The organism is Apilactobacillus quenuiae (genome assembly GCF_002994005.1).
GTDB lineage: Bacteria > Bacillota > Bacilli > Lactobacillales > Lactobacillaceae > Apilactobacillus > Apilactobacillus quenuiae.
Genome location: NZ_POSN01000001.1, coordinates 56,613 through 81,654 on the forward strand (window position 1 = coordinate 56,613; position 25,042 = coordinate 81,654).

Below are 25,042 nucleotides of genomic sequence, written 5' to 3' on the forward strand. Positions count from 1 at the left end.
TGTTTAAAATGCAAAAAAAGAAAATTGGTATTTTAGGTGGAACTTTTAATCCTATTCATAATGGACATTTGTTTATCGCAGAACAAGTTAGGACTAAATTAAATTTAGACAAAATTTTATTTATGCCGGATTATATTCCTCCTCATATTGATAAAAAATCTGCAGTAAGCTCTATTCATAGAGTTAACATGGTTGATTTAGCAATTCATAGCAATCCTCATTTTAGTATTTTAATGGATGAAATTAATAGAGAAGGTAAGAGTTATACTTATGATACAATGAATTCACTGACTAATAATCAACCAGATGTTGATTATTATTTTATTATCGGTGGTGACATGGTTCATTATTTGCCTAAATGGTATAGAATTGATGAATTAACTAAAATGATAAAATTTGTTGGAATTCAAAGAGCAGAATATAATAATAATTCACAATATAATATTATTAAGTTGAATGTTCATAAGCTTGATATTTCTTCAACACTTATTCGTAATAGTATTAAAAATGGACAATCTGTGCGTTATTTAATTCCGGATGAGGTTTTAAAATATATAAAGGAGCATCATATTTATGAATAAAATTGAATTAGAATATAAAGAAGATATTGTTCCATATAGCAGAAAAGAATTAATTATTAAACTAAAATCAGCTTTAAAGCAATCTAGGTTTGAACATGTCTTAAGAGTTGAACAAATGGCAATAAAATTAGCTAGATTAAATAATTTTGATGAAGAATTAGCTAGTATTGGCGGTTTAGTTCATGATTATGCCAAACAAAGACCTGATGAAGATTTTATTGCTGCTATTAAAAAATACCATTTAAATGAGGATTTATTAAATTATGGTAATGCAATTTGGCATGGAGCAGTTGGATATTTATTTGTTGAAAATGAATTGAGGATTTCTAATATTGAGGTTTTGAATGCTGTTAAGTATCACACAACAGGATCTAAATATATGTCTACTTTGGCTCAAATTGTTTATATGGCAGACTACCTTGAAATGGGGCGTGAATTTCCAGGTGTAGATGATGCTAGAAAAATTACATTTGATAATTTAAAAAATGGGGTAGCATATCAAACTAAGCATACTCTTGAATATTTAATTTCGAATAATAAATCAGTTTATCCTAAAACTATTGATACTTATAACCAATGGGTTGTTAATTCAAACATAAAATAATAAGGAGTAATTTATAAATGAGTAGTAAAGATACTTTAGAAGTAGTAATAAAATCTGCAGATAGTAAGCGAGCAAATAATATTGTGGCTTTAAATGTACGTGAAATTAGTTTAATGTCAGATTACTTTGTAATTATGGATGTAAGTTCAAATCGTCAAGTTAAATCGATTGCTGATGAAATTGTAGATCAAGCAGAGGCATCAAATATTGAAGTTCAACAAGTTGAAGGTAAAAATACAGCAAAGTGGATTTTAGTTGATTTAGGTGACGTAATTGTGCATATATTTCAAAGTGATGAAAGAGAATATTATAATTTAGAAAAATTATGGTCAGATGCACCATCAGTAAATATTGATCAATGGGTAAAATAGGATGATTTATCAAGAATTCGCGGAATTATATGATGAATTATTTGATCCAACTATGTATGAAAAATGGTTGGATTTTGTTGAAAGTAATGTTAATAAAAATGATAATATTTTGGATGTTGCGTGTGGCACTGGTAGATTAATTTCATTAATGATAAATAAAAATTATAATGTTAGTGGACTTGATATGTCTTCGGATATGTTAACAATTGCTGATAATAATTTAAGAAAGAACAACCAGAATGCCAATTTAATTCAGGGCAATATGATGGATTTATCATCGTTTCCTGAATATCAAGTAATTACATGTTTTGATGATTCTCTTTGTTATTTAAATGATCTGCAAGAGTTAAAGCTTGCTTTTGAAAATGCATATCATCATCTTAGCAATAGTGGTAGATATTTATTTGATGTAATAACACCCTATCAGACTGATATTGTTTATCCTGGATATATGTATAATTTTCATGATGAAGATAGAGCCTTTATGTGGACCACTTATGTTGGGGATGAAGATCATTCTGTTGATCATGATTTATCATTCTTTAATTATAATAAAGAATTAGATGCTTATGATGAATTTAGTGAATTGCATCATGAACGTACGTATGATTTAGATAACTATATTGACCTATTAGAATCAGTTGGTTTTGCTAAAATTAGTGTTTCTAGTAATTTTGGCAAAGATAAAATAAATGAAACAACTACTAGATGGTTTTTTGTTTGTGAGAAGTGATGACATGTTAAAAGCAGTTGGAATAATTAGTGAGTACAATCCTTTTCACAATGGACATTTATATCAAATAAGAAAAGCAAAAGAAATTACTAATGCAGATTTATGTATTGTAGTAATGAGTGGTAATTGGGTTCAAAGAGGGCAACCATCAGCATTTGATAAGTGGAATCGTGCTAAAAGTGCCCTTGAAAATGGTGTTGACTTAGTTGTGGAGTTGCCGTTTCAATATTCTGTTCAACCTGCAAGCATATTTGCTAAAGCGGCTATTAATATATTAGGAGCCTTGAAATGTAGATGGCTATCATTTGGTAGTGAAAATCCAGAAATTAACTTTGATAAATTATCTACAATTAATTTAGATAATCCTGAATATTTTAAAAATTATAAAGAAACTTACACCGCTGCAATTCAAAAATTAATTTATGAAAATATTGGTATTTCAATAAACAAGCCTAATGATATTTTGTCTTTTAATTATGCTATTTATAATAAGCAACTATCTAATCCGATGAAATTAATCCCTATTAAACGTATACTCAGTAATCATAATGATTCGGAAATAATAAATTCTGATTTAAATATTTCTAGTGCAACATCTATTAGAAAAAATATTAATAACTTTTCTAAGCTTTCTAATGTAGTACCCAAGTCTACATTGGAAATGATTAGAACTAATTATTTTGTTGATTGGAATATTTTTTGGAAATATTTAAAATATAAAATATTGACTAATTCTGTTAAGGAATTAAGAAATATTTATCAAATGACAGAAGGACTAGAATATAGATTTAAAAAATACGCTAAAATGTCTACTAACTTTGATGATTTTTTAATAAAATTAAAAACTAAAAGATATACATTTGCAAGATTAAGAAGACTTTGTGTATATGTTTTAATTAATTTTAAATCTACTGATTTTGATGCTACTAACGAATATATTCGTGTATTAGGATTTAATAATTTAGGTAGGGCATATCTTAAACAGATAAAGAAAGTCATCGATATGATGATTATTTCTAAACCTAGCAAGAAATTGTTAGAAAAGGAACTTAAATTTGATTATTTATCAGGAAATATATATAGTATCGAAAGTGAAAAAAATGAAGATTTATATAAAGTTCCGTTAATATTTTAATAATTTTAGGTATCAAGGAAAACACCTTGACAAACTATCTTGTTAATATGTATAATTAACGTCGTTGCATTAGGAGGTAAACCTATGAAATGGGTATTAAGAGAATTATCAGATTATAAGAATAAACCACTTTCTGTTAGTGAAAAGATGGATTTATCTCAAGATATTATGAAAAGATATAGTAAATATGTCATTTCTGTTAACGATAAATTTACTGTGGATGCTTATGTATTCTATGACAATGGAAATGCCATTGTTAATGCTCATGTTCGTGGTAATATTGTGGTTCCTTCATCAAGATCATTAACTCCAGTTGACCTTCCTTTAGACTTCAAAATAGATGAAGTTTATGTGGACACAAGAGCTCAACTAAAGAAGTATGAAGAAGAAGATGAAGCTGCATTTTTGTTAGATGATGATGGGGTTATTGATTTTGACAAATCAGTGGCAGATAACGTCATTTTACAAATTCCAATGCATATTCTGTCTCCCGCTGAAAAAAATGGTAGTAAAATGCCTAAGGGTAACGATTGGGAAGTTATTTCTGAAGAAGAATATGACAATCAAAAGGCAGATAATAAAAAAGTAGATCCACGTCTTGCTAAATTAAAAGATCTATTTAACAATAGTGATAAGTAGTTGGTAAGGCTTAAAATTTTTCACTAGTGGATATTTTATTCTTAAAGAGTAAGGGGGTCTTTGCATTGGCTGTACCAAAGAGAAAAACTTCAAAAGCTAAAAAGGGTATGCGTCGTGGTCACATTAAGTTGGCTAACCCAGGTTTGAGTGCTTGCCCAAACTGTGGTGAATTACGTAAACCTCACATGGTTTGTCCTAGTTGTGGATACTATGATGGAAAACAAGTTGTTAAAACTAACGACTAATATTTTTTAAAGCTTTCAGATCACCATGGAATCTGATGGCTTTTTTATTTTATTCAATAAAAAAAGAGTCCTTTTTCAATTTTAAGAAAAAGGACTCTTTTTAACTATTTAGTAAAATCTACAACCATTCTACCAACAATCTTATTATTCTTCATATCATCAATCACTTTATTAACATCTTCTAATTTACATGTTTGAACAATAGGTTTAACTTTTCCTTCACTACCAAATTGGAAAGTTTCAGTTAAATCCTGTCTAGTTCCGACAAGTGAACCAGCAACTTGAATTCCATCAAGAACAGTTTTATCGATGTTTAAAGCCATGTCTCCTTTAGGCAATGCAACAGCTACTAATTTTCCGTCTGGTCTTAGAGCATTAATAGCAGTTGTAAATGCATCTTTGTTAACTGCGGTAACAACTGAACTATGAACACCGCCAACCTTTTCTTGAATGGTTTTTGATACATCTGAATCATGACGATTAATTAGTAATTCAGCACCGTTTTCTTTTGCTGCTTGTAATTTCTTTTCGTTTCCATCAACAGCAACTACATGTGCATTAAAAACATTATGAGCGAATTGAATTGCTAAATTACCTAATCCTCCAGCACCAACGACTTCACTCCATTGACCTGGTCTTAAATTACCCACTTTAAGTGCCTTATATGTAGTAACACCAGCACAAGTTAATGAGGTTGCTTCAACGGGGTCTAAATCTTCAGGAACTTTAACAGCGTAATCAGCATCAACAATAACTTGTTCTGCCATTGCACCGTCAACAGTAAAACCGGCATTTTTAACATTACGACATAAGGTTTCACGTCCAGTTAAACAATATTCACAGTGTCCACAACCTTTAAAGAACCAAGCAATTGATACACGATCACCAATTTTTAAATTAGTTACATCATCAGCAACTTGTGATACTCTACCAACACCTTCATGACCAATAATTCTACCCGGTTGTTCGCCAAAGTCTCCAGAAGCAACGTGTAAGTCTGTATGACAAAGTCCACAGTACTCTACGTCAACCAATGCTTCACCATTTTTGATAGGTCTTAAATTAACATCTTTGATATCTACATATCCATCTGAATTGTTTCTTACTACAGCAGCTTTCATAAAAAGTACCTCTATTCATTATTTTTAAACATTAGAAATTATAAAGAATTTTATTATTATAATCAACAAGAATTTATTTTTATAATATAAATGTTCATTTATATTATAAGATATTTTGATTAATTAAGTTAAAGTTTGTTTTTTAGTATCTACTATTAGATATTTTATTGTGATAAAATATATTAGTATATTAGAAATTTTAGAAAGTATTTAGGGGTGTACTCGTATGAGTCGAATCTTAATAGTAGAAGATGAAAAAAGTTTATCTAGATTTGTTGAACTAGAGCTTAAACATGAAGGTTATGAAACCAAGGTAGCAGTTAATGGTAGAGATGGATTAGATGATGCCATTAATGAAGATTTTGATATTATATTGCTTGATCTAATGTTACCTAAATTGAATGGAATGGAAGTAGCTAGAAGGTTAAGAGAAAAGAAAAATACTCCAATTATTATTATGACTGCCAGGGATTCAGTTATTGATAGAGTTTCTGGATTTGATCATGGTGCAGATGATTATATTGTAAAACCATTTGCTATTGAAGAATTATTAGCTCGCGTTCGTGCTTTATTACGTCGTATTAATATTGAAGGCGATGAAAAAACTGAAAATCAAAAAGTAGTTCATTTTAAAGATATTACTGTTGAAAAGGAAAGTCGTATTGTAAAACGTGGCGATGATATAATAGATTTGACTAAACGTGAATATGAACTTCTATTAACATTAATGGAAAATGTGAATGTGGTTTTAGCTAGAGATGTATTACTAAATCAAGTTTGGGGATATGATTCTAATGCTGAAACTAATGTAGTTGATGTATATGTTAGATACTTAAGAAACAAGATTGATCGTAGTGATCAAAAGAGCTATATTCAAACTGTTAGAGGTACTGGGTATGTGATGAGATCATGATTGTAAAAAAAGAAGATAAAGTTGATAACGTCAATGATAAAAATAAATGGATATCCCTTAAATGGAAATGGTCCATTGGTTCTGCCATCATAATTTTTTTGATTTTATCTATTTTTTCTTTCTTAATCTATAATCGATTCTCTGATGTCTTATTAAATCAAGAATCAATTCATACTAGTGAAACCTTAAGTGCATTGTCTGGTAAACTTACTGGTTTTAATAATAATCTTTCAGAAAAAGAAGTTATAAGTATACTCAGTCCTCGAAACGAAAATATTAATGAGTCTAAGAGTGAAGATGGTGTTCATTCTAATTCTCTATTTAGTAGTATTTCTAGAGATGATATAATAGTTAACGTTTTTGATAAAGATGCTAATCCTATCTTTTTTTCTAGACAGACTGAAAGAAAATTTATGAAAATTGGTCATATAAATACTAGAACTAATAATAATTCTAAGTATAATAATAGTTATTCATTAATTGAAGAATCACCAATTTATTCTAAAAGAACAGGTAAAAAAATTGGTTATTTAAGAGTTATTAATAATTTAACCGATTATCATGTTTATACTAAAAAACTAGTAATAATATTAATTGTAATACTTTTACTAGGAGTATTTTTTGCATCATTATTGTCATATATACTAGCTGCATATATGTTGAGACCTATTAAAATGATTTCTGATACAATAAGCAGTGTGAACGACTCACCAGAAACAGATGTTAGAGTACCTAGACTCAACCAAAACGATGAGTTAACAGACTTAGGGAACATTTTTAATGACATGCTGGATACCATGCAACGCTATATTGATCAACAACAACAATTTGTTGAGGATGTTTCTCACGAATTGAGAACTCCAGTGGCTGTTATTCAAGGCCATTTAAAAATGCTATCTAGATGGGGGAAAGATGATCCTGAAATCTTAGATGAATCTATTAAGTCTTCAATTGATGAAATTAATCGTATGAAGAGTTTAGTTCAAGAAATGTTGGACTTATCTAGAGCTGAACAAGTTGAAATTAATTATAACAATAAATTAACTGATGTTCAGGATATTGTTCATCAAGAGTTTAATGATTTTAAGATGATTCATCCAGACTATATTTTTAATTTAGATGATGATATTGATAAAGAAACTATTATTCAAATTTATCGTAATCACCTGGAACAAATTCTTATTATTTTGTTGGATAATGCGGTAAAGTACTCGAATAATCGCAAGGAAATTCATATTTCATTATCTAGAAAATATCGCTATGTTGACATTGCAGTTCAAGATTTTGGAGAAGGCATTAGTCAAGATAGTGTTAATAAAATTTTTAATCGATTTTATCGTGTAGATAAAGCTAGGAGTCGTAATCAAGGAGGTAATGGATTAGGATTATCTATTGCTAAAAGGTTGGTTGAAGTTTATCACGGTAAAATTTCAGTGGAAAGTTCTGCTGGATATGGTTCAATATTTACAATTTCGTTTCCTTTATTAAGTAAAGAAAAAATTGAACATATTAAAAATCTGGATGATAAAAAAGAATAGTAAAAAAAGGACCATCACTAATGTAATTAGTGATGGTCCTTTTTTATTAATGTTTATTATTTTGTTTTCCAGAATTTCTTCTTCTCAAATTATCTTCTTTTTTATTGTCAATTTTTGTTTCTTTAGAAGTATCTTTTACTGATGTGGATTCTTCTTCGGTAATATCATGAATTTCTTGTTTCTCTTGATTAGCTTGCTCTTTAGCTTGTGCGGCAACTTCTTTTTTAATTTTTGGACGATATAAATTAATTATTAAAGTTTGAATACATGCAAATATACCACTTACGAAGAAGTAAAATCCCAATCCTGCAGGAGCACTAAAAGTAACTAAAGCAATCATAACAGGAGTGATATAGGACATCATTTTCATTTGTTTCTTTTGATCTTCTGGTAGACCTAATGTCATTAGATATCCTTGAATAATATAAGCGATGAATGAAAGTGCAACTAATATTAAGCTTTTATCTCCTAATTTAATACCTAAAAACATTGTATGTGATACTTCTGGTGAAAAACGAATACCATTATATAATGCAATATAAATTGGCATCTGAATTAACAATGGTAAACATCCAATGCCTCCTGTCATGCTAATATTATTATTTCTGTACAGTTGCATCATTTCTTGTTGAATTTGCATCTGCTCTTCTTTAGTTTTAGCATTTCTTTGACGTTCTTGGATTTTTTTCATTTGTGGCCTAACAAAGCTCATTTTTTCTTGCATCATGGTAGACTTTTTCATCTGACTAATCATTGCAGGTAATAAAATCATTCTAACGATTATTGTTAGGAGAATAATTGCCCATCCATATCCGCCAACAAATTTTGCCATGAAATCTAAAATATGTTGCGCAGGCAAGGCCAAATATTCATATGTTAGTCCGTATGGCTTACCAGAACTATCTTGTCTGACACAACCAGTCAATGTTAAAGCTGCAAGACCAACAAATGACAGAACACTATATTTCTTCAAATTCTTCATTTATAAAAACCTTTCTTATTTTTTTCATTTACTAATAATACCAGAAAAATGTTACTAAATTAAATCTTAATTGAAAAAGTTTTATATTCTCTATAATTTAATAAAGTATAATTTATTTTTTTTATTCTAATAAAGGGATTATTTAAGGAATTTATTTCTTTTATGAATTCTTTTATATCTGTAATGTTAGCAATAATTTTTACAGACCCATCTGATAAGTTTTGAACATATCCTTTTATATTATTTTTCTCTGCCCAATTTTTTGTTGACCATCTAAACCCCACACCTTGAACTTTACCTTTTATTATAAATTTAATAGTTCTTTTCATTTTTATCTCCTTTTTTGCAATCATTTATATATTATTATAATATTGTGATAAAATAATATGAATAAGTTAGTATATTAAAAGGGGTTAGTCCTTACTATGGATAAAATAACTTCTGTTAAAAATGACAGAATAAAAACTTGGAAAAAATTAAGTAGTAAAAAGGGCAGAGAAAAGCAATCTGCTTACATTCTTGAAAGCTGGCATTTAGTAAATGAAGCATTAAATGCCAATCAAAATGTAAAAGTAATATTAACAACAAAAAAGCAATTTGATATTCATAAAAATGAACTTGTTAACTATATTGGTGAATTAATAGAAATTAATGATGAAATTGCTAAACATTTAGGCTCAACTATCACTCCTCAGGGTATTTTTGCAGTTGTAGATATTCCTAATAAGGATATTATTAATAAAGATAATTTAAATGGAGCTTGGTTATTGCTGGATAATATACAAGATCCGGGTAATATTGGAACGATGGTTAGAACTGCAGATGCTGCTGGGATGAATGGGGTTATTTTTGGTAATGGTACTTCTAATCAATTCAATCCTAAAGTTTTAAGAGCTATGCAAGGGAGTCAATTTCATTTAAAAATAATTGAAGGTAATTTACAATATTGGATAGATATACTAAAAAATAAAAATTATCCGGTATATGGTAGTGAGTTAAATGAAAATGCTGTCACTTATAGTAGCGTTGCTCCTACTGATAATTTTGCATTAATTATGGGAAATGAAGGAAATGGAATGCAAAATGAATTACTAAAAATAACTGATAAAAACTTATATATTCCTATTAAAGGAAATGCAGAATCATTAAATGTTGCAATTGCATCTGGAATTTTAATGTTTCATTTAAAAAAATAATTTTAATTAAGGAGATACTTTGCATGCATACAAAATCATGGAAAAACGATAAAGTTTATATGTCCTATGTTTCTGACTTATTAGATTCGTCAATGGTAAAAGAGTTATCTAATTATACTCAACATCATTCGTCTACTAGATTGAAACATTGTATTGATGTTTCTTATGAAAGCTATCAAATTGCAAAAAGTTTTAATTTAGATGCTAAGTCGACTGCTAGAGCTGGATTGTTACATGATTTATTTTATTATAATTGGAGAACCGATAAATTTAACCTAGGTTCACATGCATATATGCATCCAAGAATTGCTTTACGTAATGCGGAAAAAATAACTAAACTGAATGCTAAAGAAAAGGATATCATTATTAAGCATATGTGGGGACTTACATTAAGTAAGCCTAAGTATGCGGAAAGTGTTATTGTTTCTTTAGTTGATGATTATGATGCTATTAGGGAATATTTTGCACCTAAATATAGAAATATTAAGCAAATATTTAGTACTAAGAGTTTATAAGGAGTAATAATATTGGAATCAAAAGAAAAATTTCAATCAGAACTTGATTGTAATTTATGTCCAAAATTTGAAAAAACCTTTTCAATTTTAGGAAAAAAATGGAATGGATTAATTATAGAGACACTATTAGTTAATGGACCACAAAGATTTAAAACGATTGCTAAAACCATTGATAAATGTAGTGATCGTGTTTTGGTTGAAAGACTTAGAGAATTAGAGGAAGATAATATTATATCTAGAAATACTTTTGAAAATTCTTCTTTAATTCAATATGCATTAACAAAAAGAGGTAAAGAATTAGAACCCATTATGATAGAAATTCATAAATGGTCAGATAAATGGTATAATTTGTAAAACTCATCTTGACCAGAGATTTAAATTGCATTATTATTTTAAATAAGAGTGATGAAGAAAAATTAGTAGGCTAATATTAACAGGAAGATTGTTTATACTGAGATCAATCAATAGGTTAGTTGAATTCATTTTCTGAGCTGATATTGGGAGTTATTATTAACAAAAATTATCCGGTTAATTGCCGTTATGAAAATTGAGTGTGTGAAATTATTTTGTCAATTTCATAAACTAGGGTGGTACCGCGAAGCTTCGTCCCTTATGGGATGGAGCTTTTTTATGTATGAAGGGAGAAACTTATGAGTCTAAAAGACGATTTGACCAAATTACGTGATGATGGTCTAAAAAACATTGCAAATGCAACTGATGTTAAGAAAATGAACGATGAAATAAAAGTTCATTTATTGGGTAAAAAAGGCCTTATTACTAAGGCATTAAGAGGAATCAAAGACTTACCAGTTGAAGAACGTCCAAAAGTGGGTAGTTATTCTAATAAAATTCGTGATGATATTCAAACGGCTTTAGATAAAAAACAAGAAGAGTTAGAAACTATTGCTTTGAATAAAAAATTAGCATCAGAAAAGATTGATGTTACACTTCCAGGTGATTCTGTGGCTAAAGGACATCCACATGTTATTCAATCGATTATTGATGAGATCTCTGATATGTTTATGGGAATGGGCTACGAAGTGTTAAGTGGTCCAGAAGTTGAAGAAGATAAGTATAACTTTGAGATGATGAACTTACCTAAGAATCATCCCGCTAGAGATATGCAAGATACTTTCTATATTACTAAGGATATTTTGATGAGAACGCAAACATCTCCAATGCAAGCAAGAACTTTAGAAAAACACGATTTTTCTAAGGGACCTTTAAAAATGATTTCTCCTGGAGTGGTTTATCGTCGTGATACTGATGATCCTACTCATTCTCATCAATTCCATCAAGTTGAGGGAATTGTAATTGATAAGCATGTTACAATGGCAGATTTAAAGGGAACTTTAGAATACCTATTACATCAATTGTTTGGTGATAAATATGATATTAGACTAAGACCTAGTTATTTCCCATTTACTGAACCATCAGTTGAAGCTGATGTTACATGTTTTAAATGTAATGGTAAGGGTTGTGAAGTATGTAAACATACTGGATGGATTGAAGTGTTAGGAGCTGGGATGGTTCATCCTAATGTCCTAAAAATGGCTGGTGTTGATGCTGAATCTTATGGTGGCTTTGCATTTGGTTTAGGCCCAGATCGTTTCGCAATGTTGAAATACGGTGTTGATGATATCCGTGATTTCTATTTAAATGATGTACGTTTCCTATCACAATTTAATTAAGGAGAATTTTATATGCGAGTATCTTATAAATGGCTTAAGGAATATATTGATTTAGATATTCCGGTTGATGAATTAGCTGAAAAAATTGAACGTTCTTCTGTGGAAGTTGATTCAGTTATTAAACCTAGCGAAGGACTTAAAAAAATCATTGTCGGACAAATTTTGCAATTAGAAGACCATCCTGATTCTGATCATTTACACATTTGTCAAGTTGATGTAGGGGAAGATGAACCAATTCAAATTGTTTGTGGTGCGCCCAATGTTGCAAAAGACAAGAAGGTAATTGTTGCACTATCAGGTGCTCGTATTGCAGACAATATTAAAATTAAGAAGTCTAAGATGCGTGGTATTCAATCAAATGGAATGTTATGTGCATTGGATGAAATTGGATATCCAAAAGATGTTGTCCCTAAAGAATGGGCGGATGGAATTTACTTTTTACCTGAAGATGCCGAAGTGGGTGATGATGTTTATAAATATATTGGGATGGATGATGAATTAATAGATTTGGATGTTACACCTAATCGTGGTGACATGTTAAGTATATATGGTACCATACATGATTTATCAGCTATTTATAATAAGCCAGCTAATTTTGACAATGTTAAAGTTCAAAAAACTTCTGGTAAAAAGACTGCAAGTCAAATAACCAGTGATATTGATGATGAAATTGCTTTAACATATAAAAATCGTATTGTTAACAATGTTGAAATCAAGCCAAGTCCATTATGGTTACAAATTCGTTTATGGAATGCTGGCATCAAGCCAATCAATAATATTATTGATATTACTAATTATTTAATGCTTAAATTTGGACAACCTATGCATGCATATGATTTAGATAAATTACATGGCAATAATATTTCTGTTAGAAATGCTAAAAAAGGTGAAAAAATTACTACTTTAGCTGAAGATGAAGTTGACTTAGATGAAAATGATATTGTAGTTGCTGATGACCGCCCAGTTGCATTAGCTGGTGTTATTGGTGGAATGGATACTTCAATTACTAGTGATACGAAAAATGTATTATTTGAATGTGCAGTTTTTGATCCGATTAAAGTCAGAAAGATGGCTCGCAAACATGTCATTCACACTGAAGCTTCACAAAGATTTGAACGCGGCATTAATCGCGGTGGATTAGATGAAGTTATGGAAAATGCTTGTCAAATGAGTTATGAATTGGCTAATGGTGAAGTATGTGATGATACTTTAAATGGTAGTGAATTTAATGCTAAACCAGTTGTAGTAAATATTACTTTAGCCAAAATAAACCATGTTTTAGGAACAAATCTTTCAAATGAACAAGTAAAAGATATATTCGAAAGACTAGGCTTTGGCACTGAAACTGATAGTGATAATTTTGAAGTTACTGTCCCAACGCGTCGTTGGGACATTCATATTGATGCTGATTTAATTGAAGAAGTTGCTAGAATATATGGATATGATAATCTTCCTTCAACATTACCAACAACTACAATGACAACTGGGAAATTACAACCAAAACAACAATTAATTCGTAATAGTAGAAGTATATTAGAGGGTCTAGGATTAACTCATGCTATTTCTTATGCTTTAACTAGCCAAGACAAAGCTAAGATGTTTATGATGCAAAAATCATTTGAAACAAATTTAAGTTATCCTATGACTAATGATCATGAAACTTTAAGAATGAATTTAGTTACTGGATTATTAGACGATATTGCATATAATAAAGCTAGAAATGTTCATGATGTTGCCTTGTATGAACAAGGACGAGTATTTTATAAAGAAAGCAAAGATGAAGTTAGACCTTCAGAAATAGAACATATCTCTGGAGCAATTACTGGTTCATTGTTACGTGATACTTGGAATGAAAAGGAAAAAGAAGTTGATTTCTATCAAATTAAAGGGATTGTTGATAAATATTTAGAAACAATTGGTTTTTCTAAGCAAGTGGAATATATTGCAGACTCATCTTATCCAGAAATGCATCCTGGTAGAACTGCTAATATTATGATTCATGGACATTATATTGGGTTTATTGGTGAAGTTCATCCTAATATTTCTAAGAAATTTAAAATCGATACTACTTATGTATTTGATTTAAACTTACAATTATTAAATGATCTTCCTAAGACTGATCAAAGTTATGAAGCTATTTCTAAATATCCTTCCATTTCTAGAGATATTGCAATTTTGATTGATTATAATATTACTAATGATGATATTTTGAAGGTTATTAATAAACGTGGTGGAGCTTTCTTAAAAGATGTAAATCTATTTGATGTATATAATGGTAAACATGTTCCAAGTGGTAAAAAGTCAATGGCTTATAATTTAGTATTCCAAAATAAACGAGACACTTTAGTCGATGATGATGTAAATAAGGCAATGGATAAAATTCAAAGAAATCTTGAAAAAGAATTTGAGATTGAAGTTCGTTAATTTAAAAATATGGAGGAATAAAATTGGCTAATAAATTAAAATCCAATGATTCTCCCAAGAAGCATAAGAACTTAGGAAGAAAAATTAGTTTTACTATTATTGGAATTTTGATAATATTAGGATGTTTCATATTTTTCTTAGGTCATCAGTATTTGAATAGATCATTGCAACCACTTAACTCTCGTGACAAAAGTGTAGTACAGATTAATATTCCAATGGGTGCTTCTGATAAGAAAATTGGATCTATTTTACAAGATAAAAATATTGTCAAAAGTGGGATGGTTTTTGATTATTTTGTTAATAGTCATCATTATTCTAATTTAAAAGCAGGTTATTATGAATTTTCACCATCTATGAGCTTAAATTTAATTGCCAAAAAATTAGAAAAAGGTGGTTCAGCTCAACCTTTACAAGGTAATTACGGTCGCTTTCTTATCAGAGAAGGCGATAATGTAAATCAAATAGCTAAAAATATTAATAGTAATAGTAAATATTCCAGTTTAGAATTTATGAGATTGATGAATGATAAAAATTATTTATCGCAGATCAAAAATAAGTATCCAGAAATGCTTAAATCATCATTTAACTCTAAAAATACAAAATATAAATTAGAAGGATATCTTTATCCAGCTACTTATAATTCTCAAAATGATGTTTCTCTAAAAGATTTAATAGGGCAGATGCTGGATAAAACTAATAATGAACTAAAGCCTTATTATAGAAAAATAGCTAAAAAAGGTTTTTCAGTGCAACAAGTATTAAGTTTAGCTTCAATGGTTGAGTTGGAAAGATATAGTGAGAGTGATAGGCAACAAATTGCTGGAGTATTATTAAACCGTCTAAATAATGGATTACCACTTGAAATGAAGTCTTCTATTTTGTATGCTAGTGGGAAAAGTTTTAATCAAAAAATTGATAAAAAAGATTATAAGATTAAATCTCCTTATAATTTATTTAAACATACTGGATATGGACCTGGACCTATTAGTAATCCAAGTGTAAGTTCTGTTAAAGCAGTTTTGAATCCTAAAAATATGAATAAAAATTATTTACATTTTTATATTGATTCTAAAAAAAATAAAGTTGTATTTTCTAGTAATTTGGTGAACACTAGTTCAGTGGTTAAAAACAATAATTATATGAGATAAAATGGATTTGGAGAGATTACTATGGTAGAAAACAAAAAACGTCCTGTTGTTATTGGAGTAACTGGCGGTTCTGGTAGTGGAAAAACTACTGTAAGTCGTGCAATTTTTAATCAACTATTAGGGCATTCAATAATGATACTTCAACAAGATTCTTACTATAAAGATCAGTCTCATAAGACCTGGGCTGAAAGAGAAGAAACTAATTATGATCACCCATTAGCATTTGATACTGATTTGCTAATAGATGATATACACAAATTATTGAATTATGAATCCATTGAGAAGCCAGTGTATGACTATACAAAACTAAATCGTAGTGATAAAACTATTACTCAAGAACCTAGGGATGTTATTATCCTTGAAGGAATTTTGATTTTAGATGATAAGCGATTAAGAGATTTAATGGATATTAAAGTCTTTGTTGATACTGATGATGACATACGTATTTTGAGAAGAATTCAACGTGATACAAAAGAAAGAGGACGTACATTGGATGAAGTGGTTCAACAATATTTAGAAACTGTTAGACCAATGTATAATCAATTTGTAGAACCAAGTAAACGCTATGCTGATATAATTGTTCCAGAAGGTGGTAAAAATCAAGTTGCTATTGATTTATTAACTACAAAGATTCAATCAATTTTATTAAAGCATGGTAATAATAAAGTATTAAATAATATAGATACAACAATTTAATTTAAAGGAGATTTAGTATGGCGGAAGATAAAACATACCCAATGACTCTTGAAGGCAAAAAGAAACTTGAAGATGAATTGGAAGATTTAAGATTAAATCAAAGACCAAAAATTATTGAAAGAATTAAAATTGCTAGAAGTTATGGTGACTTATCTGAAAATTCTGAATATGAATCAGCTAAGAATGAACAAAGCATGCTAGAAAGTAGAATTACTACTGTAGAGCATATGTTGCAATATTCCCAAGTTGTTGATAATGAAGATGTTGATAAAGATCTTGTAAATGTTGGTAAAACAGTTACTTTTAAAGAGCTACCAGATGAAGATCCTGAAACATATCAAATTGTTGGTGCTGCCGAAGCTGATCCAATGTCTGGTAAAATTTCTAATGATTCACCAATTGCTAAGGGATTATTAGGTCATAAGACTAATGAAGAAGTTACCATTGAAATTCCTGCTGGTGATATGCAAGTTAAAATTATTGAAGTTAAATAATTCTTAAGATAAAAAGGATTAGGTCATTGGCCTAATCCTTTTTATTTTCTTTTTTTATGAACAATAGTTTTAATAAAAAAGAAAGCTATTGTTAAAAAGGTAATTATTATACCTAAATTAAGTCCCTTTGGATAATAATATAACTCAACATGGTGTTTGCCTTTCTTTATGTTTTTAATGCTTATAAATTCTCTTAACCAGGTTGACTTATTATATTCTTTATTATCAATTTTTACATGCCATCCATCTGAATATGGAATTGATGTTAATAAGTTTTTTCTTCTCTTTAAATTAATGTTTGTAGATATTATATTTTGATTATTAAATTTTATATTTTGATTCTTTATTTTTGAAATATCATGTTTAAATTTTCTGTAATTTAGATTGTATATGCCAAAATTGCTTGTAAAGATACTTTGTTTTTTGAATTTAATGTCTATGTTCCCATTCTTTTTGGGTAAACTATATACCAATGAATTTTGAAAATTCTTAGGTGATATTATTTTTTCTCCATCAACAAATACAGAGCAAATATTAGGTCCTAAATTATTTGGTAATACTATATAGGGAATATGTCCATTACTATAATGATACTTTATTTCTATTGATGCATTTTTTAAAGGATCTATTTTTTTTAAAATAGCTTGATTTAAGGAAGATGTATTATAAACATTATTAAAATTGACCTTGTAATTATTGTCTGCATTAAATATATTTTTATTTGATGATGATATCTGTTTTACTACTTCATTTTGGTATTCAATTGGATTTGTTGTTTTTATTGTATTTTTCACGTCCTTATTGGTGCTGAAAATTAAAGGTAATACAAGATTGTTCTTTTTTATATCGAAAGATTTACCTTTTTTTCTATTGTCTAATATGTCATATCTATTTTCTGATTTTTGAATCATTGGGTATTTTTTATAATTATTATTAAATGACAAAAAATATTTAAATCTCAATAATGAATCTGTAACTAAAGTCCCATTAGAATAATTTATAGAGCCAGTATTGTAAGGGTTACCAATCTTTGAATTAAAGTTTGCGTTATTTTTATTCATAGTTGATGAGAATATAGAACCACCACTAAATCCTAATTCCATTGGATCATCTTGAGTTCTGTAAAAGTTCTTATTAATTCTATAGAATGTTTTATCATTTCGCTTAATTTTATTTATGTTTTCATTTAAAACTTTATTATAAGAAATATAATCACTGTTATTTACATACGATATGCTATTTAAAGAATTAAAAGCATTAATTCCCATATCGCAACAAGTAATTATGAAAATACTAATTATATACCACTTAGGATTATTTATTTTTGAAGAAATTACTATTACAAACATTACAGCTATTATTAAAACTGAAATAACATATTTAGTTGATGATAAAAACGTAAAACTATTTATCCTTATTCCGACAATTAATAACATAATTATTACAATGATTGATATCTTTATTGTTATTTTGTTATCAATTTTATTAGGTAAGTTATTAAATCCAATGACACCTAAATAGGTAATTAAAAAGCAAAAAATAAATGAAAAACGATATGGATACCAAATAGGAAATTGAAATGCGTGCCAAATTAAATCTAATGGTTCAAAACACATAGATACTAGAAGTATAAAAGTAAGAGATAAATATAATAATCTGACTTTTAATTTAATTCTATGATTAAAGAAGAAAGTTAAAACTGATATTAACACAAGGCTACCTACAAAAATATTAGGATACCCACTTGGCATTTGTTCAAAGTTAAATGCTCCATTCATTAATTTTGATACCATATTTATGGGATTGTATTCTAATCTCCAATTAATTATATTATTAGTATACGATGCTTTACCATTTCTGAGTTCTATTATATTTGGAATTATGATCCATGCTGAAAGTAAGAGTGCTGTTAAACTAGCTCCAATATATTTTATTATAATTTTGTATTTACTTTTTATTTTACTTTTATAATAGACAACATAATTTGTAATAAAATATAGTAATGAGAAAATGCAAATCATATATGCCATATAGTAATTAACGATTATCATAATTGACAGTGATAATATATACAATTTATATTTATCGTTATTAATTATATTGTCTATTCCTAAAATAATAATTGGTAATAATATCATTGCATCTAGCCAAATTATATTTAACTGATTTGCAATAATCCATCCATTTAATGAATAAGCAGTTGCAAATGCTGTCATTACTAAATTTTTCTTGAAGCCTTTTTTATTTAGCATATAACCAAAACTTAGTCCTGATAGTCCATATTTTAATAAAGTTATTAATAGTAGACTGCCATTCATAAAACCCTTTGGTAAAATTGCAATTATCAAGTTTAGAGGACTCATTAAATAATATGACCAAATTCCAATCATTTCGCCGCCGTATCCATTAGAAAATGAGTAAAAAAAGTTATGTATATTTAAATTAAGAATGGTTCTTCTGTAAAATGCAAAAAAATCCACATATTGTTGTCCTAAATCTACTGTTAAAATGCTTCCATTACCAAAAGGAAACATATTGCGATAAGCAAAATAACATGCCATAATGATAAATGGAGTAAAAAAACTTAAGATTAACGGGAAGTTGTGTTTTGCAAGCTTTGTCATACGCTTGATTTTTATCATTCCTTTCACTAACTATGTTTATTTATATATATATTATATAATAACATTTAAAGACATTAAAAATTTTATAGTAAGGAGCTTTGAGAACCTTGAATAGTTTTCTTAAAAAAATATTTCATCATCAAAATAGAAATATAAATTCGAGAGTTCCTTTCCGATTAAATATTATTTTGTTTATCGTAGGAGCTTTATTTATTATTTTGGTGATTCAGTTAGCATATTTACAAGTTGTTAATGGAAATCAATATAAAGCAGAGGTTAATAGATCTGATAACTCTATTAAATATGGGAATGTGCAAAGAGGGATGATTTATGATTCATCCGGAAGAGTTTTAGTTGGTAACAAAGCTCATCAAGCCATTCAATATACCAAAGAACTAGGAGTTAAGAGTAATGATCTTTATAACATTGCAAATAAATTAAGTAAATATTTGCATGTTGATTCAAGTGCCTTAACTTCTAGACAGGCATCAGAATATTATTTAGCTAGCATTGATAATTTAAAATCAGTTGAAAGTCAGTTGAAGTTACCTGCTAATTCAACTCCAGATACTCAATACAATGCAGCCCTTGATAAAGTACAAGCTGATAAAATGTACAATACTATTAAAGATTACAAAAATGCAGCTACTATTTTTCAAAAAATGAGTGGAGCATATCAACTGTCCACCACTTACATTAAAACTACAGGAGTTACAAATAAAGAGTTATCTGAGGTTGGAGAACACCTAACAGATATGCCAGGTATTCAAATTGGTAACAGTTGGACCAGAGAATATCCTAATGGGAATGCTATTCAAAGTGTTGTAGGAACAGTTTCCTCTGAAAAAACTGGATTACCCGTTGATCGTATTAATACTTTGTTATCTGAAGGTTATTCAAGAAATGATAGCGTTGGCCAAAGTTACTTAGAACAAAAATACGAACCAGCATTAAGAGGCTCAAAATCTCAAACTTTGATTAAAAGTGGTAGTTTAGACAAAGCTGTTCAACAATATGGTGGACAAAAAGGAGATAATCTTCAATTAACGATTAATTCTCAATTTGAAAAGAAACTTCAATCAATAGTAGAAAATGCCCAAATGTCAGGTAATTCAACTGGTGCATATGCTGTTGTTATGAATCCTCAAAATGGATCAATCATAGGATTAGGAGGGGTTAATAGAAACCCTAAAACTGGTAAATTAACTCCTAATACGCTAGGTACAATTAATAGTGCTATTACAATGGGTTCTGTAGTTAAGGGTGCAACAGTTTCAGGCGCATTGATGGATAATGTGATTACTCCAACTAACTCAACATTAACAGATAAGCCTATTTTGACTGGTGGAATTAAGAAAAGTTCATGGTTTAACCATAATGGTACAGCTAATTTACCGGTTGATGCTTCAACTGCACTTGAAGTTTCATCTAACTCCTATATGATGCAGTTAGCTATGAAAGAAGCTAACTTCCATTACTTTTCTGGAGCACCATTGACTATGAATCCTAATGTCTTTGATATTGAAAGAGGTTACTTTAATCAATTTGGATTAGGAGTAAAGACAGGAATTGATTTACCAGGTGAAACTAAGGGTATACAAGGCCCTGGTGGATTTTCTAATATTGGGAAAGCACTGGATTTATCTTATGGTAACTATGATGGTTATACAACAATGCAAGTTGCCCAATATATTTCTACTATCGCTAATGGTGGATATCGAATAAAACCACATGTGGTACAAAATATTAGAGCTTCTAATAAAGATGGTAAATTAGGCAGAGTAAAATATTCAGTTACTCCTGACATTTTAAACAAGGTAGATATGACTCCAGCACAAAGAAAAGTTGTTACAGATGGTTTTTATAAGGTTGTTCATGGGACTAGTCAATATAGAACAGGAATTACCTTAAATCAATTGAAACCAGAAGTTTCTGCTAAAACTGGTACAGCTCAAACTTTTTATGATAAACAAAGTACAGTTACTTTAAGCTTAGGTTCCTTTGCTCCATCAAAAGATCCACAAGTTGTAGTTGCATTGGCTATTCCTAATTTGCCAGATGATGCGGAAAGTAATAATATTAATTTAGCTAAACAAATATATGCTGCTTATTGGAAATATGTCCAATCAGATAAAGGTTTAGAATAAAAGTATAACTGTTAAGTAATTTTCCTTAACAATATTTATATAAACTCTGGTCAAATCGTTAAAAAAATGATAATATATTAAAAGTTGACAGTTGTTTATATCTATAAATTATAAATAAAGTAAATTTGGAGGTGTAACACTAATGAGAGTACACATTACACTAGAATGTACAGAATGTCACGAACGTAATTACCTATCTACTAAGAGCCGTCGTAACAATCCTGACCGTTTGGAATTAAAGAAATATTGTCCACGTGAAAGAAAAGTTACATTACATCGTGAAACAAAATAAGGATTCGGGTTTAAAGGCCCAATCCTTTTTTTATATCTTGAGGTATTATATAAATGATTAAATCTGATATTAGAGAATCGATTATTAATAAATTAAAAAATAATAATCATAATAATTTAAAGCAAATATATGATAGATTATTTAGTACATCTGAATGGAAAAATAGTAATTCTATAGCTGTAACTATGAGTTTACCATTTGAATTTAATACAAAACCAATTATAAAAAGAGCGTTGAAAGAGCATAAGAATATTTTTATTCCTAAAGTCATTTCTAAAAATGTTATGATACTCATTGAATGTAATGAGAATACTGTTTTTACAAAAAGTGCTTTTGGTATATATGAACCTGTTGATGGAGAAGGTGTTTCTATAAATAGTATAGGATTAATTATTGTTCCAGGAATAGCTTTTTCAATTGAAACCGGAGATCGATTAGGATTTGGTGGAGGTTTCTATGATCGAATTTTAAAAGACTATGATGGTGCTACTATTTCTATAGGATTTCCTGAACAGATATATCGTCAACCAATTTGGAAAGTAGATGATTTTGATCAGAAAGTTAAAACAATTATATATTGAAATGAAGAATTCAAATGCTTATAAAAGTATTGATGAAAGACCTTTTTTTACTGAACTTATATTAATTATCTTGGCTTTTGTTTACCTGTTTGGTATTTTAACTAATACTAGTAAATTAATCATTATTAATGGTTCTATGTATAAACCGTTTATTTTATACGGTGGTGAATGGTGGAGGTTTATTACGCCAATCTTTATTCATCTTAGTCCCTTACACATAATTATGAATTGCATTAGTTTGTATTATATTGGTATTCAAATTGAAAAAATATTTGGTCATATAAGATTTTTAACTATTTTTATGTTTTCAGGTATAATAGGTAATATTGTAAGTTTTGCATTTTCTAGTAATTCAAGTGCTGGTGCAAGTACTGCTATCTTTGGATTATTTGGTGTATTTTTAATGTTAGGTGAAACTTTTCATGATAACTTTGCAGTTAGACAAATGTCACAAAGTTTTTTATTATTAATAGTTATAAATATTGCTTTTGATTTATTTAGTCCAGGAATTGATTTGGCTGGTCATTTAGGAGGCTTAATCGGTGGATTCTTTATACCATACTTTATAGGTGTTCCCAATTCTAAAATTAATAAATCCAAAAAAGCATTATCTTTTATAATATTAATAATAATATTAATTTTTTGTCTAAAGACTGGATATATGTCAAATAATTAGTGCATTTTTTTTTAGGATGTGGGACAATGAATACGTTGTATGATGTGCAGCAATTATTAAAAAGATTTGGTATCTATGTTTATGTAGGTAAAAGACTATGGGATATTGAAGTAATGGCATTAGAATTGGACCATTTACATGAATCAAAAGTAATAACTAAAGAAGAATTTATACAAGCTAAATTAGTCTTAAAACATGAACATAGAATCGAAGAGAATAAAACTAAGAACAACAATATTTAGGAGGAATCTACAAATGGTACGTAAGTTGATTGGAATTGATTTAGGAGGAACTACTACAAAGTTGGCTTTTTTAACTGATAGCGGTGAAATTTTAGATAAGTGGGCTATTACTACAGATGTAAGCGCTAACGGAAGTAAAATTGTTCCCAATATTATTAAATCTATTACTCAAAAAATGGAAAACTCTGATCATAAAATCGATGACTTTGTAGGAATTGGTATGGGAACTCCAGGTTCAGTAGATCTTGCAAATGGAACCGTTGTTGGTGCCTATAACTTAAATTGGAAGACTACTCAAAATATTAAAGATCAAATTGAACAAGCATTAGGACTTCCTTTCTCAGTAGATAATGATGCTAATGTTGCTTCTCTTGGTGAATATTGGCAAGGTGCTGGTAGCAAAGATTCTGACGTTGTATTTGTTACCTTAGGAACTGGTGTTGGTGGTGGTGTTATCATCAATGGAGAACTAGCACACGGAGTTAATGGTGGTGCTGGCGAAATTGGTCATATTACTGTTGAACCAGGAGGATTTATGTGTACTTGTGGTAAACGAGGTTGTTTAGAACAATATGCATCTGCTACTGGAGTTGTTAATGTTGCTAAAAGTTTATCAACCGAATTTACCGGTAACTCTAGACTTAAAGAAATGATTGTTAATGGGGAAGAAATTACTTCTAAGATTGTTTTCTTCTTAGCTGATAATGGTGATATTTTTGCAAATCAAGTTGTAGATCGTGTATGTTACTTCTTAGGTTTAGCATTGGCCAATGTTGGTAATACATTAAATCCAGGTAATATTGTTATTGGTGGTGGTGTATCAAATGCGGGTAATACATTATTACAACCAACCACTAAATATTTCCAAGAAAATGCATTTAGACCAGTACGTGATTCTACCAAAATTCGTTTAGCTCAATTAGGTAACGATGCTGGAGTAATTGGTGCTGGATCATTAGCTTTAAGAAACGCTAAAAACTAAAATAATTTAATTAGGGGGAAGCATAATGATTGCTCCACTTATGATAGCTTTATTAATTATTGTAGTGTTTTTTGCTATTAATCTTTCAACTAGGTTAAGAGCAAAAAATGCTGCTAAAATAGTTAGTGAAGATGAATTTCAAAAGGGTAGTCATCGTGGACAGATAATTGATCTTAGAGAGACAAGAGATTTTGATGCTGGACATGTTTTAGGTGCAAGAAGTATGCCATATTCAACGCTTAAAACTTTTTACAGAAATATTAGACCGGATTTGCCTGTGTATCTATACGATCAAGGAATGACTATTAGTATGCGAGCCGCTATTTTATTAAATAAAAAAGGTTATAAAAAACTTTATATTCTAAAAAGTGGTTATCGTAATTGGAATGGTAAGACTAAGAAATAAAATAAACCTATTTAAAGCTAATTAATATCTTTGCTTTAAATAGGTTTATTTTTTATCTTAAATTAT

Annotated in this window: 28 protein-coding genes and 1 other annotated feature; of the genes, 24 read left to right on the forward strand and 4 right to left on the reverse strand. The window is 29.0% G+C overall.

Annotated elements, in window-relative coordinates; genetic code table 11:
• The first annotated feature begins 8 nt into the window (after positions 1-8).
• From C7N44_RS00315 to rpmF, 7 genes are all read left to right on the forward strand, one after another.
• Positions 9-581 (forward strand): nicotinate-nucleotide adenylyltransferase, encoded by a 573-nt coding sequence (locus C7N44_RS00315; protein ID WP_105955933.1) that lies wholly within the window; start codon positions 9-11, stop codon positions 579-581.
• Entirely contained in the window at positions 574-1,185 is a 612-nt protein-coding gene (yqeK, locus tag C7N44_RS00320; RefSeq protein ID WP_105955934.1) for a bis(5'-nucleosyl)-tetraphosphatase (symmetrical) YqeK, read from the forward strand. Before C7N44_RS00315 ends, yqeK begins: the two co-directional genes overlap by 8 nt.
• Before the next feature lie 17 nt (positions 1,186-1,202).
• Entirely contained in the window at positions 1,203-1,556 is a 354-nt protein-coding gene (rsfS, locus tag C7N44_RS00325; protein WP_105955935.1) for a ribosome silencing factor, read from the forward strand.
• A 1-nt stretch (position 1,557) separates the two neighbouring features.
• Positions 1,558-2,289, forward strand: a complete 732-nt coding sequence (locus tag C7N44_RS00330; protein WP_105955936.1) for a class I SAM-dependent DNA methyltransferase — start codon at positions 1,558-1,560, stop codon at positions 2,287-2,289.
• Entirely contained in the window at positions 2,249-3,424 is a 1,176-nt protein-coding gene (locus C7N44_RS00335) for a nucleotidyltransferase (RefSeq protein WP_105955937.1), read from the forward strand. The genes C7N44_RS00330 and C7N44_RS00335 overlap by 41 nt, the downstream gene beginning before the upstream one ends.
• A gap of 84 nt (positions 3,425-3,508) precedes the next feature.
• Positions 3,509-4,063, forward strand: coding sequence for a DUF177 domain-containing protein (locus tag C7N44_RS00340; protein ID WP_105955938.1), 555 nt, complete (start codon positions 3,509-3,511; stop codon positions 4,061-4,063).
• A 65-nt stretch (positions 4,064-4,128) separates the two neighbouring features.
• Positions 4,129-4,308 (forward strand): 50S ribosomal protein L32, encoded by a 180-nt coding sequence (rpmF, locus tag C7N44_RS00345; protein WP_105955939.1) that lies wholly within the window; start codon positions 4,129-4,131, stop codon positions 4,306-4,308.
• A gap of 104 nt (positions 4,309-4,412) precedes the next feature.
• On the opposite strand, the gene adhP is transcribed toward rpmF, so the two are convergent.
• Entirely contained in the window at positions 4,413-5,429 is a 1,017-nt protein-coding gene (gene adhP / locus C7N44_RS00350; protein ID WP_105955940.1) for an alcohol dehydrogenase AdhP, read from the reverse strand.
• A gap of 226 nt (positions 5,430-5,655) precedes the next feature.
• Between adhP and C7N44_RS00355 the strand changes: the two genes are divergently transcribed.
• A complete protein-coding gene (locus tag C7N44_RS00355) occupies positions 5,656-6,342 on the forward strand; it encodes a response regulator transcription factor (protein WP_105955941.1) in 687 nt (228 codons plus the stop codon).
• The gene (locus tag C7N44_RS00360; RefSeq protein ID WP_105955942.1) at positions 6,339-7,880 is read left to right on the forward strand and encodes a HAMP domain-containing histidine kinase; all 1,542 of its coding nucleotides are present in this window, start codon (positions 6,339-6,341) and stop codon (positions 7,878-7,880) included. Before C7N44_RS00355 ends, C7N44_RS00360 begins: the two co-directional genes overlap by 4 nt.
• Positions 7,881-7,926: 46 nt before the next feature.
• On the opposite strand, the gene yidC is transcribed toward C7N44_RS00360, so the two are convergent.
• Positions 7,927-8,862 carry a membrane protein insertase YidC gene (yidC, locus tag C7N44_RS00365; RefSeq protein ID WP_105955943.1) on the reverse strand — a complete coding sequence of 312 codons (936 nt, stop codon included), beginning with the start codon at positions 8,860-8,862 and terminating at the stop codon, positions 7,927-7,929.
• A 59-nt stretch (positions 8,863-8,921) separates the two neighbouring features.
• Positions 8,922-9,191 (reverse strand): acylphosphatase, encoded by a 270-nt coding sequence (locus C7N44_RS00370; protein ID WP_157944999.1) that lies wholly within the window; start codon positions 9,189-9,191, stop codon positions 8,922-8,924.
• A 96-nt stretch (positions 9,192-9,287) separates the two neighbouring features.
• On the opposite strand from C7N44_RS00370, the gene C7N44_RS00375 reads away from it, so the two are divergent.
• The 8 genes from C7N44_RS00375 (at position 9,288) to greA (ending at position 17,026) form a co-directional block, all read left to right on the forward strand.
• Positions 9,288-10,058: a TrmH family RNA methyltransferase gene (locus tag C7N44_RS00375; protein WP_105955945.1), complete on the forward strand. Its 771-nt coding sequence runs from the start codon at positions 9,288-9,290 to the stop codon at positions 10,056-10,058.
• Positions 10,059-10,081: 23 nt separating this feature from the next.
• A complete protein-coding gene (locus C7N44_RS00380) occupies positions 10,082-10,573 on the forward strand; it encodes an HD domain-containing protein (RefSeq protein ID WP_105955946.1) in 492 nt (163 codons plus the stop codon).
• Between the two features lie 12 nt (positions 10,574-10,585).
• Positions 10,586-10,927, forward strand: coding sequence for a winged helix-turn-helix transcriptional regulator (locus tag C7N44_RS00385; protein ID WP_167387273.1), 342 nt, complete (start codon positions 10,586-10,588; stop codon positions 10,925-10,927).
• Between the two features lie 42 nt (positions 10,928-10,969).
• Positions 10,970-11,187 (forward strand) — a binding site (T-box leader).
• 36 nt (positions 11,188-11,223) lie between these two features.
• Positions 11,224-12,264 carry a phenylalanine--tRNA ligase subunit alpha gene (gene pheS, locus C7N44_RS00390; RefSeq protein ID WP_105955948.1) on the forward strand — a complete coding sequence of 347 codons (1,041 nt, stop codon included), beginning with the start codon at positions 11,224-11,226 and terminating at the stop codon, positions 12,262-12,264.
• 12 nt (positions 12,265-12,276) lie between these two features.
• The gene (gene pheT / locus C7N44_RS00395) at positions 12,277-14,688 is read left to right on the forward strand and encodes a phenylalanine--tRNA ligase subunit beta (protein ID WP_105955949.1); all 2,412 of its coding nucleotides are present in this window, start codon (positions 12,277-12,279) and stop codon (positions 14,686-14,688) included.
• Between the two features lie 23 nt (positions 14,689-14,711).
• Complete coding sequence (gene mltG / locus C7N44_RS00400) at positions 14,712-15,836, forward strand: endolytic transglycosylase MltG (protein ID WP_157945000.1); 1,125 nt, start codon at positions 14,712-14,714, stop codon at positions 15,834-15,836.
• Between the two features lie 21 nt (positions 15,837-15,857).
• On the forward strand, positions 15,858-16,532 hold the full coding sequence (gene udk / locus C7N44_RS00405; RefSeq protein ID WP_105955951.1) for a uridine kinase: 675 nt from the start codon (positions 15,858-15,860) through the stop codon (positions 16,530-16,532).
• Between the two features lie 17 nt (positions 16,533-16,549).
• Entirely contained in the window at positions 16,550-17,026 is a 477-nt protein-coding gene (gene greA / locus C7N44_RS00410; RefSeq protein WP_105955952.1) for a transcription elongation factor GreA, read from the forward strand.
• A 41-nt stretch (positions 17,027-17,067) separates the two neighbouring features.
• On the opposite strand, the gene C7N44_RS00415 is transcribed toward greA, so the two are convergent.
• Positions 17,068-19,668, reverse strand: coding sequence for a YfhO family protein (locus tag C7N44_RS00415; protein WP_105955953.1), 2,601 nt, complete (start codon positions 19,666-19,668; stop codon positions 17,068-17,070).
• A gap of 89 nt (positions 19,669-19,757) precedes the next feature.
• On the opposite strand from C7N44_RS00415, the gene C7N44_RS00420 reads away from it, so the two are divergent.
• The 7 genes from C7N44_RS00420 to C7N44_RS00450 all read left to right on the forward strand — a co-directional run bounded on the left by C7N44_RS00420 (position 19,758) and on the right by C7N44_RS00450 (position 24,976).
• Entirely contained in the window at positions 19,758-21,797 is a 2,040-nt protein-coding gene (locus tag C7N44_RS00420) for a peptidoglycan D,D-transpeptidase FtsI family protein (protein WP_191983088.1), read from the forward strand.
• Positions 21,798-21,939: 142 nt separating this feature from the next.
• A complete protein-coding gene (rpmG, locus tag C7N44_RS00425) occupies positions 21,940-22,089 on the forward strand; it encodes a 50S ribosomal protein L33 (protein WP_034530852.1) in 150 nt (49 codons plus the stop codon).
• A gap of 53 nt (positions 22,090-22,142) precedes the next feature.
• Positions 22,143-22,670 (forward strand): 5-formyltetrahydrofolate cyclo-ligase, encoded by a 528-nt coding sequence (locus C7N44_RS00430; RefSeq protein ID WP_105955954.1) that lies wholly within the window; start codon positions 22,143-22,145, stop codon positions 22,668-22,670.
• Positions 22,639-23,346 carry a rhomboid family intramembrane serine protease gene (locus C7N44_RS00435; RefSeq protein WP_225362912.1) on the forward strand — a complete coding sequence of 236 codons (708 nt, stop codon included), beginning with the start codon at positions 22,639-22,641 and terminating at the stop codon, positions 23,344-23,346. The genes C7N44_RS00430 and C7N44_RS00435 overlap by 32 nt, the downstream gene beginning before the upstream one ends.
• Positions 23,347-23,372: 26 nt before the next feature.
• The gene (locus tag C7N44_RS00440; protein WP_105955955.1) at positions 23,373-23,588 is read left to right on the forward strand and encodes a YqgQ family protein; all 216 of its coding nucleotides are present in this window, start codon (positions 23,373-23,375) and stop codon (positions 23,586-23,588) included.
• 13 nt (positions 23,589-23,601) lie between these two features.
• Positions 23,602-24,570: an ROK family glucokinase gene (locus tag C7N44_RS00445; protein WP_105955956.1), complete on the forward strand. Its 969-nt coding sequence runs from the start codon at positions 23,602-23,604 to the stop codon at positions 24,568-24,570.
• A 25-nt stretch (positions 24,571-24,595) separates the two neighbouring features.
• Positions 24,596-24,976 (forward strand): rhodanese-like domain-containing protein, encoded by a 381-nt coding sequence (locus tag C7N44_RS00450; protein ID WP_225362913.1) that lies wholly within the window; start codon positions 24,596-24,598, stop codon positions 24,974-24,976.
• Positions 24,977-25,042: the final 66 nt, after the last annotated feature.